Source organism: Natronorubrum marinum, assembly GCF_052040125.1.
In the GTDB taxonomy this organism is placed as follows: domain Archaea; phylum Halobacteriota; class Halobacteria; order Halobacteriales; family Natrialbaceae; genus Natronorubrum.
Map to the genome: position 1 here is coordinate 840,363 of NZ_JBPPFV010000002.1, position 10,793 is coordinate 851,155.

The following is a 10,793-nucleotide window of genomic DNA, read 5'->3' on the forward strand; positions in this document are numbered from 1 at the left end:
TCTTCGCTTCGACGGGTCGAGAGCCGCGGCGCTCGCCCTGTCAGCCACGACTCACCGATCGCTCACCGACGCGTAGGCCTCACGAAGCCGGTCGACCGACCGTTCGAGACCGATCGATTCCCGACGGTCGAGACACTGCAACGCGAGTTCGGATCGCTCGGCTAGGGCTCGCTCGAGCGCACGCCGAAAGCCCGTCAGGTCACCGGCCCGGTAGTGATAACCGGTCGCTCCGGCCGTGACCGTCTCGGCGAGCGCACCCGCGTCGACGGCGACGACCGGCGTGCCGCAGGCGATCGACTCGAGGGCGACGATCCCCTGCGTCTCGACGGGGCTAGGGAAAGCGAAGACGTCGAGCATCGAGTAGAACGCCGGCAGCTCGCCCCGATCGAGAAACCCGAGGAATCGGATGTCGAGGTCGAGGGCGTCGGCCCGCCGCTCGAGCGACGGGCGTACGGGACCGTCGCCAGCCAGTACGAGGATGGCGGACTCGAGCGGGGTGCCGGTGTGATCGACTGCCTTGGCGACGGCTTCGAGCAGATCCTCGAGCCGTTTCTCGTGGCCGTGTCGACCCGTGTAGCCGATCAGGGGTGGGCCTCGCTCGAGCCCGTGACGCTCGCGAAACGCGGACGCGTCGACCGGACGGAACCGCTCGAGGTCGACGCCCATCGGGACGACTCGAACGGGCGTCGAGATGCCGACCGACTCGCGGACGCGGCGACGGGTCGTCTCCGACGGCGCGAGAACGAGATCGGCGCGGTCGTAGAACCGACGTTCGTACGCGTTCGCGACGCGTCGTGCGAGTCGATCGACTCCCCGGAAGCGATCCAACGCCGGAAGGTAGCGCGCGTATTCGGCCGTCGGCGTGTGATAGGAGGCGACGAGCGCTAGGTCGGCGCGGCGCGCGAGTCGGCGGGCCGCGAGTCCGAGACCGAAGGGGGTGTGGGCGTGGACGACGTCCGCCCGCGAGAGGTCGCGGCCGTCGGGAACTCGGGGCGAGCCGAGCCGATAGCCGTCGTACCACGGAAACGGGAGGCTCCGGACGGCGTGTTCTCCCGCCCGAGAATCGTAGCCGGCCGCGTTCGGGAAAACGACGGCCATCCGACCGCCGCGCTCGAGCCATCGGTCGCGCCAGTTGCGGACGGTGTAGGTGACGCCGTTAATCGTCGGCAGATAGGTATCCGTGAAGACGGCGATCCGCGGGTACATTACGACTCGCGGTTGCGGAGGCCGCGAATCGAGGAAACACGCCCGTCGGTCCAGTTCGAAAGCGACCAGCGGCCGACGAGGACGTGAGCGAGTTCAACGCTGACGTACGCGAGTACGATTCCGGCGGCGACGTCGATCGCCCAGTGGATGCCGAGGTACATCGTCGAAATCGCGACCGAGACCCCGATAAGGGCCGCGACGACGTTCCACTTCGGATAGACGTCGCGCGTGCGATAGGCCAGGAAGGCGACGGTCGCCGCGAGCGAGGTGTGCAGCGAGGGAAAGACGTTGGTGTTCCGGTTGACCTGACGCGTGAGGTGCTGGTACTGCGGGTACGTATCGTACAGCAGGGCCTCGACGAGTTCGGGCATCAAATTACGCGGCCCGTAGGCGATAACGAGCACGTACAGTATCAGGCCGCAGACGTAGTTCAGCGTGTAGGCCGTCAGCAGTTCTCGCATCGGGCGGGTGTTCGAGAGCGCGAAGTAGGCGACGACGGGGAAGACCAGCAGGAAGACGTAGCCGTAGATGTACATAAAAGAGAAGTACGCCGTCAGCCACGGCGACGCCAGGGACTGGAGCCAGACGATGAACTGGCCCTCGATGTCGTAGATCGTCCACGTGAGGTTCCAGGCGGTCCCGAGCCTCACTTCGCCGATCCACGAGAGATCCGGCACGATCTGTCTGGCGATGCTGTTGAACAGCAAGACGACGGCGAGCAGGATCGTAATCGGCGCGGCCGCTCGGATCCGCGACCGCCACTCCGTTCGCGTCTCGCGGAGTCGGTAGCGGCCGACGAAGAGCCCGATCGAGACGACCACCATGAGCGTCACGACCACGGCTAACTGCACCAGCACCTGTGCCAACATCAGTGTCTCACCCGGAGGTTGCCGTCCGAATCGTACCGGAATCCGGCGTCTTCGAACGCCGCCTGAGTCGCCTCGACGTCGAGGTCGCCGTCCGAGCCGAGAAACGGCATCTCGGGGTCCTCGTCGTCCCACTCGAGCCCGTCTGGAACCCACTCCTCGGCGACGGGCGTCGCGATCGGACTCGCGTAGCCGTCGAACACCTCCTCGACCAGCCACGCCTTGTCGAGCAGTCGGGCGACGACCTGGCGGAATCGCGGGTTGCTAAAGGGCGCCTTGCGCGCGTTGAACCCGAGGTGGTAGAACGTCCACGACGGCGACTCGACGAGTTCGACGTCTTCGTTTACGTCGATATCTTCGATGACGTAGGTCTCGAGGGCCGAACTCGTGACGTCGGCGGCGTCGTCCTCGAGCAGTTGAATCGCCGACGTGCTCCGCGGATCGATCTGGACGCGGAGTTCGTCGACGGTCGGCTCGGGGCGGTCGACGCCCTCGCGCAGCGAGAAGTGGTCGTCGAAGCGCTCGAACGTAACGTGTTCCCGTTCGGAGCGAGCGGCGTACTGAAACGGACCGCTACCGATCGGCGGGAAATTGTTCGTGACCACGGCCTCGGTCGTCCCCTGTGCGACGCGAACGCCGCGGACGGACGCTTCCGTTGCACGGTCGCGCCAAACGTGCTCGGGGAGGATCGGCACCGTCAAGGCCCGTTCACCGACCGCCTGGCCCGCGCCGACCGCGAACTCGAGGGTAGACTCGTCGGTCGCCTCGACCGCGTCGATCGCTGCAACGCGCCCCCGAAACCGCGGCGAGGGCGCAGGTGTGCCTTCGTCTCCGAGCGCGGTGTCCGCGAGGAAGCGATAACTGAACGCGACGTCGCTCGCGGTGAGCGACTCGCCGTCGTGGAACGTACAGTCGGGGTGGATGTCGACGACGAGCGTCGACTCGTCGACCCACTCCCAGTCGTCGGCGAGCCACGGCTCGAGCGAGTGGGCGCCATCGGCGGTGACGGTCTCGGTCGCGAGCGAGTCGTACAGCAGGTCGGTGATCGTTCCCCGGTCGCGGTACTCGACGGTCAGCGGATTGAGATTCTGTGATGGGCGGGCGTCCATGTGGACGGCCCGAAACTGCTCGGCGCTTTCGTCCGTCAGCGGCTCGAGGCCGAGATACCCCCCTCGCGTCGCGAGGTGGCCGTCCGCCCAGCCCTCGAACCGGTCGGCTCGAACGAGTCGGTGCTCGGTCGGCGTACAGACGGGGACGAACGGCTGTTCGACGGCGAGCGCCTCAAGCATCGTCCCGACGGCGTCGCGGCGTTCATCGCCGTCGGCCTCTCGCTGCGCCTCGAGCAGGTCGTCGACTAGCAGGTTGGTAAAGCCGAAGGGGTTCTGCCAGCCGGATTCGTCGGCGTACAGCGAGTGTAGCGACTCGTAGAGAAAGTCCGGATCAATGCCGCCGGGATGCTGGCCGACGTAGACGTCGAAGTCGTGGTTAATCAGGATCGCTCGCAGAAACTCCTCGTTCGAGCGCATCTCGATGGCCGTATCGATGCCGGCGGTCTCGAGCACGGCGGCGATCTCTCGAGCCAGCCGGATGCTCTCCCGGTCGCCGTCGGCGGGAAGCGTCGTGATGGTCAGCGAGAGCCGTTCGATATCGTCTCGGTTGACGATACTACGGAGCCGGCTGAGACAGCCGCTCGTCGACATCGTGAGACCGGCCGCTCCGGCCAGCGCGGCACGACGGCTAATGGCTGGCGACCGACCGCCACGGCGGCTCTCGCTGTCGGTATCGAACGACGCAGCTCCACGCTCACTCATTCGGATCGTTTGTCACAGTTCGCCGGTGGCAGTATAACAGTATTGTGTTGGCGTGCGGCGAGACGCGCCGCGAGCGAGTCTGGAGCTAGTCCGAGTCGGACCCGTCGGCCCCGTCGGAGCCGGTCAGCCGACCGATCGATGCCGACAGCGACCACCGGCCGACGATGGTGTTCGAGAGCCAGACACACAGCACCGCGAGCGTGAGTCCGGCAACGACGTCGATCGCCCAGTGAATCCCGAGGTACATCGTCGAGATGATGACGCTGATCGCGAGCACGACAGCGACGGGGAACCACTTCAGGTACTCGTCGCGGGAGAAATACGCGAAGATGCCGACCGTGGCCGAAAGCGAGGTGTGCAGCGACGGGAAGACGTTGGTGTTCCGGTTGACCTCTTGGGTGAGATGCTCGTACTGGTAATTGTAGTCGTACAGAATCGTATCCAGTTCCCCGGCGTAGATGTTTCGGGGTCCGTAGGCGATGACCAGAAGATACAGCAGCAGTCCGAGCCCGTAGTTGAGCGTGTAGGCCGTCAGCAATCGCCGAAACATGCGGGTGTCCGATAGTAGGAAGTACGCCACAGCCGGGAAGATCAGCAGATAGGCGTAGCCGTAGACGTAGATCCACGAGAAGTACGTCGTCAACTCCGGAGTGGCGACCTCCTGAAAGATCAGGATGAACTCCCCTTCGATATCGCGGATCGTCGAGGTCATGTGAAAGCCGACGTTCGGCTCGCTTCGTCGCATTATCCGGTTGATAAGCAACGCGACTCCCAGGACGACGAGTACCGGTCCGGAGATCCGCAGGCGAGAGCGCCACTCAGACAGCGTGATTTCGAGACGTTCGCGGCCGATAAATAGCGCGATTGAAACCGGGAGCAATATTCCCAGCACGACTGCCAATCGCGTCAATACCTCAGTCAGCATTAGTTTATCTTAGTCGGTCCTCTTCTTCGTGGTACTGGTACCCGATTTCCTCGAATATATTCCGTGCCTCGTTAACGTTCGGTTCCCCGTCACTTCCGACGAACGTGGTCTCAGGATCCGGTAACTCGAGGTTCTCTTCCCAGTCACTGGATACGGGAACCGCAAGCGGCTCCGCGTGACTCTCGTAGAAGACTTCGTCGACGATCCATTCTTTGTCGATCAACTGCGCGACCGCGTTTCGGAACCGAGGGCTGCTACACGGTCGGGATCGCGTATTGAATCCAACGTGGTAGAACGTCCACGATTCGTCCTCGTGTCGTTCGATCTCCTCGTTGTCTTCGGGAAACTCACCGAGCGAGGAGGCTTCGAGTACCGACTCCGTGACGTCAGCGCCGCCGCTCGCGACGCGTTGGATAGAGGAGACGCTTCCGGTATCGACGGTAAAGCGAATCTCTTCGGCGGTCGGCTCGGGAAGGTCGACGTCCTCACGTAACGTGAAGTGGTCGTCGAACCGCTCGAGGGTCAGGTGATCCCCGTTGGATCGACTTTCGAACTGGTAGGGACCGCTGCCGACCGGATCGATCGAACTGCTGGTGACGATTCCCCACTTCCCTTGTGCCGGCGAGAAATCGGTGCGGTCGTTGACGCGGTCGTTGAGTTCCTCTTCCAACCAGATGTGTCTCGGCAGGATCGGCGCCGTCAGTGCTCGTTCGGCGACCTCTCTCCCGGCGTCGAAGGTGATTTGGAACTCATAGTCATCACCGTGGTCGGGATCTACTTCCATCACCGCGCTTGCGTGACCGCGATACCGCGGTGCCGGTGACGGGTTATCCGCGAGCGTGTACGACGTATCGTTGAGGAATTCGTACGTGAACTGGACATCCTCCGGGGTGACTCGCACCGGATCATCCGCTTCCTCATCGTTTCGAGGGTGGAACGTACAGTCCTCTCGAAGCCTGACGGTGAGCGTCGTTTGCTCGTCGTCTTCGTCGTCTTCGTCGACCACCCATTCGTCAGCGAGCCACGGTTCGACCGATCCATCGTCGACGGTGCCAAGCGAATCGTAGAGCAGATCGATGACCGTATTTCGTTCGCGGTTCGTCGCCGAGAGGGGATTGACGTTTCGAGACAGTCCTGCATCAGTGACGAGCGCTTCCAATCGGTCGGCGTCCCCGACCTGTTCGAGACCGAGAAACCCGTATCGAGTTCCGAGGTGGTTCTCTCCCCAGCCACTAAATCGATCGTCTCTGGCAACGCGATACTCGTTCGCACGGCAGATGGTTTCGAACGGCTTTTCCGAAACGAGTGCCTCGAAGAGCGCTTCGATCTTCTCTTCTCGATCGTCGCCGTCGGCGTGTCGCTGCTCCTCGAGGAGCGGATCGAAAAAGGTCGGGTTGTCGTACCCGAAGGGGTTCTGCCAGCCGGATTCGTCGGCGTACGTGGAGTGGAGGGCCTCGTACAGAAAGTCCGGATCGAAATCAGCCGGGTGGTTACCGACGTACAGATCGAAATCGTGATCGAGCAATACCATCTCGAGAAAGTCGGACTGCGACCGCATCTCGATACCTGCGTCGATGCCGATCGCTTGGAGGTTCGACTCGAGGTGGCGGGCGATTCGCATTGTCTCTCTGCTATAGTCATCGGGGACCGTGACAATGGAGAGCGAGAGCGGGTCATCTTCGTTATCGGTGACGACGCTGCGGACGCTGTCGATACAGCCGCTCAGCGAGAGCGACAGCCCCGCTGCACCTGCAGCGAGGACGGAGCGTCGATCGACGCCGTCGGCCGGATCAGTTGTATTACAATTCATTCAGTCTATTACACCCATTTGCTGTTGATATATAACAATATTGCGCACTACGATCGACTACGGGGGACCGTCAAAAACTTTTTCACTCGTCGTTCTTTTCGAGCGGATTCGCGCCACCTATGTTGTTTGGTGGCACATAACTCGACAATAGGTCGGAATCAATTTTTCGCCGACACGCTCGAGTGCGTGCCTGCGAGCGGTCCGCCGGGCGTTCGCTCCGAGACGGTCCCGGAGGTCGGAATCGGCGGCGAGTCGCTCGAGCGCCTCGCGAAACTCTCCCTCGGTCCGGCACTTGAGACAGTCGACCCCGTGAGTGTAGCACTCCTCGAAGACCGGCAGATCCCGGAGGACGACGGGTTTCCCACAGGCCATCGCTTCGAGGACGGCGATTCCCTGATTTTCGGCGTGGGTCGGAAAGCAAAAGATATCGCCGGCGCCGAACGCGCCGCGTTTGTCCTCGATCCAGCCGGTAAACATGACGTTTTCCGGCGGGTTACTCGTCCAGTACTCGACCGCTCGACTCGCCAGGAGCCCCTCGTCGTAGGGACCGAACCAGACGAACTCGTAGGGAGTCTGCCGTGCCAGTCGGCAGAACGTCGACAGCCCCTTTCGCTCGAAGACGTTGCCGAGCGCGAAGACGACCGGTCCCTCGAGATCGTAGCGCTCGCGGAAGGGAGCACGAAACCGCTCGTGGCCCGCCAGCGAGTCGCGATCGACCCCGTTCGTGATCGACTCGATCGGCGCGTCGATGCGGGCGGCCTCGAGATGGCGTTTCGTCTGCTCGCTCGGACACAGCACGAGGTCGGCCTGCGAGTAGAACCACCGCAGATAGCGACCGAGCGGCTTCGAGAGCGCGTTCGACGCGCGGAAGCTCTCCCGGAAATCCTCGCGAGTGACGTGTGCGTGAAGAATCAGCGGTCGGCCGGTTCGCGTCGCGTGTCTGGCGACCGCGAGCGATCCCGGACCGATGGCGTGGCAGTGGGCGACGTCGTAGTCGACGATTGGTGACTCCCCGCGACAGAGCAGCGACGCCGCCGACCGACGCGATCCGTCCCACGGATCGGTCACCAGTTCGATCGTCGGTCTCGAGTCGGATTCGAAACGCGAATCGCCATCCTCGCGGCCGCCGTCGGGTTCGGGACCCTGATCGTCCCTATTGAGGCCGCTGTCGGATTCGGCGTCGGACCCGCCGGTGACCCGCTCGAGGGCCGTTCGCTGCTGTTCGGCGGCCGTACTGATCCCGCTGCGCTCGAGTAGCGAGGCACACTCGAGGTAGTGCAACACGCGCAGGCTCACGGGTCGGTACATTCACGGAGCCGACGAAAACCCTCCCGATTTCGGCCGTGACGGTCCCTCGACGCTCGTCGGCGACACCGACGCGAGGTGAGCGCTCGGACCGAAGAGCACAACACCGATATGTGAACCGGAGAAAGACGGGGTATGGACATCGCCGCCGAACGGATCGAGCGCCTCCACGAGTTGGCTCGAGCGGCGGCGACGAATCGGAACGACGACCGGGCACGCTACTACGTCCGACTCGCCCGGCGCGTCGCCGAACGGAACCGGCTGACGCTCCCCCGGGAGTTTCGGCGGTTCACCTGCGATCGCTGCGACGCGTACCTGCGGCCGGGGGCGAACGCCCGCGTTCGACTGCAAAACGGCCACGTCGTGATCACCTGTGACTGTGGGGCCCACGCTCGCTATCCGTACGAGGAGTGAGTGCGGACGAGAGCCGTCGAACGTCCGGAGCGATTCCTGCTCGAACGGTCGAACTGCGGTCCGATCAACCGGGGGAACCGGGTCGATCGACCGACGGAGACGGACCAACCGACCGACGCGATCGGATTGTTACGCGTCTTAGCGACGGTTGTTCTATGACCGTGTGTACACGGAACGTCGACATTCCGATTCGAGAAGATTCAAACGGCTCGGTTCGTTAGGCTATTCCATGGATAAACAGACGCTCAAGCAGGAAGCGCACGATGTCGACGTCACCGTCTGGGTCGGCAAGAGCGGCCTCGAGTCGGTCGTCGACGAACTCGACGATCAGCTCTCGAACGAGAACTTAGTCAAAATCAAATTCCTCCGTGCGGCCCGTGCTGGCAGTTCGACCGAGGAGAAAGCAGCGGACCTCGCCGACCGCGTCAACGCCGAGCTGATCGACACGCGCGGGCACACGGCGGTGGTCCATCGATGAGTCGCGGTGTAGGAACGTTTCCCCTCCAGGCCGACGGGCTGGGACCGATCGGTAACCTCCTCGACGACGCGGGGCTCACCGCTGCACAGGCTGCGAGCGCGGAAGGATTCATTCGGTTCGTCCTCGCGCTCGTCGTGGTCTGGCTCGTCGGCCGCCTCGTCGTCATCCCCCTCGTTAAGCGCGCTTTCGACAGACGAGAGTTGGACAAACACGCCCAGAATCCGCTGTTGATGTTGACGAAGTTCGGAATCCTCTTTTTCGCTGTCGCGATCGCCTTCGGCTTCGCCAACTACGGCAACTTCCTCGTCTCCATGGCCGGGATCGCCGCGGCCGGCGCGCTCGCAATCGGGCTCGCGATGCAGAACGTCATCGCGAACTTCGTCGCCGGCGTGTTCATCTACACCGACAAACCGTTCCGCATCGGCGACTGGATCGAGTGGGACGACGGCACCTACTCGGGCACCGTCGAGGACATCAGCCTGCGCGTGACGCGGGTTCGAACGTTCGACAACGAACTGCTGACGGTTCCGAACTCCAACCTCACCGACAGCGTGCTCAAAAACCCCGTCGACAGCGGGAAGCTCCGCCTGAAGTTCGTCTTCGGTATCGGCTACGACGACGACATCGAAGAGGCGACCGAGATCATCGTCGACGAGGCCGAGCGCCACCCAGATATCATGAACGACCCCGCACCCTCCGTCCGGCTGACCGAACTCGGCGACTCCGACGTCGGCCTCCAGTCGCGATTCTGGATCGAAGACCCCTCGCGGGCCGACTTCGTCCGCACCCGCGGCGAGTACGTCACGGCCGTCAAGGAGCGCTTCGACGAGGAAGGGATCGACATCCCCTACCCCGTCCGCACGCTCGAGGGCGGACTCCAACTCGAGGACAGGCAGTACGTCGGACAGACGGCCGAGTGACGCGCCAATCGTTCCGAAGCGATCACCCGCGTTCGACTACCGCGATTCGATCGTGGCGTTTTCCGGCGGCTCGAACTCGAACGTCTCGTCGTCGAGTCCGTCGTTGAACGAAACCGTCTCGAACTCCTCGGTCATCTCGTACCGTTCGCCGCCGATCTCGAAGACCATCCGCTCTTTGACCGGGTAGTCGTACTCGTCGTCGATCCAGACCGTCTGCTCGACGACGTTGAGTTCGTCGGGGGCCTCGACCGTCTCGAGCGCGTAGACGTACTCGGTGCTTCCGATGAGGACCGAAATGCCGTCCACGACCGCCTCCTCGTTCAGATCGACGTCGAGGACGTGCGTCTCGCGGTCGGCGACCTCCTCGGTACCCAGATACTCGAGGTCGTACCACTCGAGTTGCATCTCGGCCATCTCGGCGCGATCAGATCGAACGGCCTCGCTCTCGAACGGTTCGTCGGCTTCGTGGTGTTGTGCCAGCGACGACTCGGGATAGTACCACCACGCTCCCGACGCGTTCGAAGCGAAGATGGCTCCGTCCTGATCGGGTTCCGTCGTCTCGAGGGTCTCCTCGTAGTAATCGACGTACGGTCGCTCGTGGACGCGAACGGTCTCCGAAATCGTCTCGTCGCCGCCGGTGATCTCGATCGTCATCTCGCCGGAGACGTCCTCGAGGTCGTCGCCATAGACGAACGTGCTCTCGAATAGCGTCTCCGGATCGGGATCGTCCGGTTCGACCCCGTCCGATTCGGGCCCGTCGCTCGCGGGCGGGGAGAACGCGACGCAGCCCCCGAGGAGAACGAGAATCACGAGCGCTCCGAGAATACCGACGAATCGTCGAGACGCCATAGAACGGGTAATAAGAGGGGATCGTCCTAAGCTTTTCTATCTCTCGGACGAACGAAAAGCGACCGCGCCGTCGAATCGAACCGGGCGGGTCGACCAGGGGTCGACGACGACCGCTCGAGTGCGTGTCGGGTCGTCGCGGCCAACGCGTCGTGTCGACGGGTAGAGTCGGCGAAAGCGGCTCCGAGCGAATACGACGCGCATCGCTGCCG

General features: G+C 63.3%; 10 protein-coding genes. 3 read left to right on the forward strand and 7 right to left on the reverse strand.

What is annotated here, in order from left to right; translation table 11 throughout:
* Positions 1 to 51: 51 nt before the first annotated feature.
* The 6 genes from ACSFC5_RS13820 to ACSFC5_RS13845 all read right to left on the reverse strand — a co-directional run bounded on the left by ACSFC5_RS13820 (position 52) and on the right by ACSFC5_RS13845 (position 7,908).
* A complete protein-coding gene (locus ACSFC5_RS13820) occupies positions 52 to 1,206 on the reverse strand; it encodes a glycosyltransferase (RefSeq protein ID WP_440765830.1) in 1,155 nt (384 codons plus the stop codon).
* Complete coding sequence (locus tag ACSFC5_RS13825; protein ID WP_440765831.1) at positions 1,206 to 2,075, reverse strand: phosphatase PAP2 family protein; 870 nt, start codon at positions 2,073 to 2,075, stop codon at positions 1,206 to 1,208. Before ACSFC5_RS13825 ends, ACSFC5_RS13820 begins: the two co-directional genes overlap by 1 nt.
* Positions 2,075 to 3,883: an ABC transporter substrate-binding protein gene (locus ACSFC5_RS13830; RefSeq protein WP_440765832.1), complete on the reverse strand. Its 1,809-nt coding sequence runs from the start codon at positions 3,881 to 3,883 to the stop codon at positions 2,075 to 2,077. The genes ACSFC5_RS13825 and ACSFC5_RS13830 overlap by 1 nt, the downstream gene beginning before the upstream one ends.
* A gap of 85 nt (positions 3,884 to 3,968) precedes the next feature.
* Positions 3,969 to 4,808, reverse strand: coding sequence for a phosphatase PAP2 family protein (locus tag ACSFC5_RS13835; RefSeq protein WP_440765833.1), 840 nt, complete (start codon positions 4,806 to 4,808; stop codon positions 3,969 to 3,971).
* Between the two features lie 4 nt (positions 4,809 to 4,812).
* Positions 4,813 to 6,618 (reverse strand): ABC transporter substrate-binding protein, encoded by a 1,806-nt coding sequence (locus ACSFC5_RS13840; protein WP_440765834.1) that lies wholly within the window; start codon positions 6,616 to 6,618, stop codon positions 4,813 to 4,815.
* A gap of 117 nt (positions 6,619 to 6,735) precedes the next feature.
* Positions 6,736 to 7,908, reverse strand: a complete 1,173-nt coding sequence (locus ACSFC5_RS13845; protein ID WP_440766307.1) for a glycosyltransferase family 4 protein — start codon at positions 7,906 to 7,908, stop codon at positions 6,736 to 6,738.
* Between the two features lie 150 nt (positions 7,909 to 8,058).
* Here ACSFC5_RS13845 and ACSFC5_RS13850 point away from each other — a divergent pair, with 150 nt between their 5' ends.
* From ACSFC5_RS13850 to ACSFC5_RS13860, 3 genes are all read left to right on the forward strand, one after another.
* On the forward strand, positions 8,059 to 8,337 hold the full coding sequence (locus ACSFC5_RS13850) for a ribonuclease P protein component 4 (protein ID WP_440765835.1): 279 nt from the start codon (positions 8,059 to 8,061) through the stop codon (positions 8,335 to 8,337).
* A gap of 229 nt (positions 8,338 to 8,566) precedes the next feature.
* Positions 8,567 to 8,815: a YhbY family RNA-binding protein gene (locus ACSFC5_RS13855; RefSeq protein ID WP_440765836.1), complete on the forward strand. Its 249-nt coding sequence runs from the start codon at positions 8,567 to 8,569 to the stop codon at positions 8,813 to 8,815.
* The gene (locus tag ACSFC5_RS13860; protein ID WP_440765837.1) at positions 8,812 to 9,735 is read left to right on the forward strand and encodes a mechanosensitive ion channel family protein; all 924 of its coding nucleotides are present in this window, start codon (positions 8,812 to 8,814) and stop codon (positions 9,733 to 9,735) included. Before ACSFC5_RS13855 ends, ACSFC5_RS13860 begins: the two co-directional genes overlap by 4 nt.
* 36 nt (positions 9,736 to 9,771) lie before the next feature.
* Here the strand turns inward: ACSFC5_RS13860 and ACSFC5_RS13865 are convergent, their stop codons facing one another.
* Positions 9,772 to 10,584, reverse strand: coding sequence for a LolA family protein (locus tag ACSFC5_RS13865; protein WP_440765838.1), 813 nt, complete (start codon positions 10,582 to 10,584; stop codon positions 9,772 to 9,774).
* Between the last annotated feature and the right edge of the window lie 209 nt (positions 10,585 to 10,793).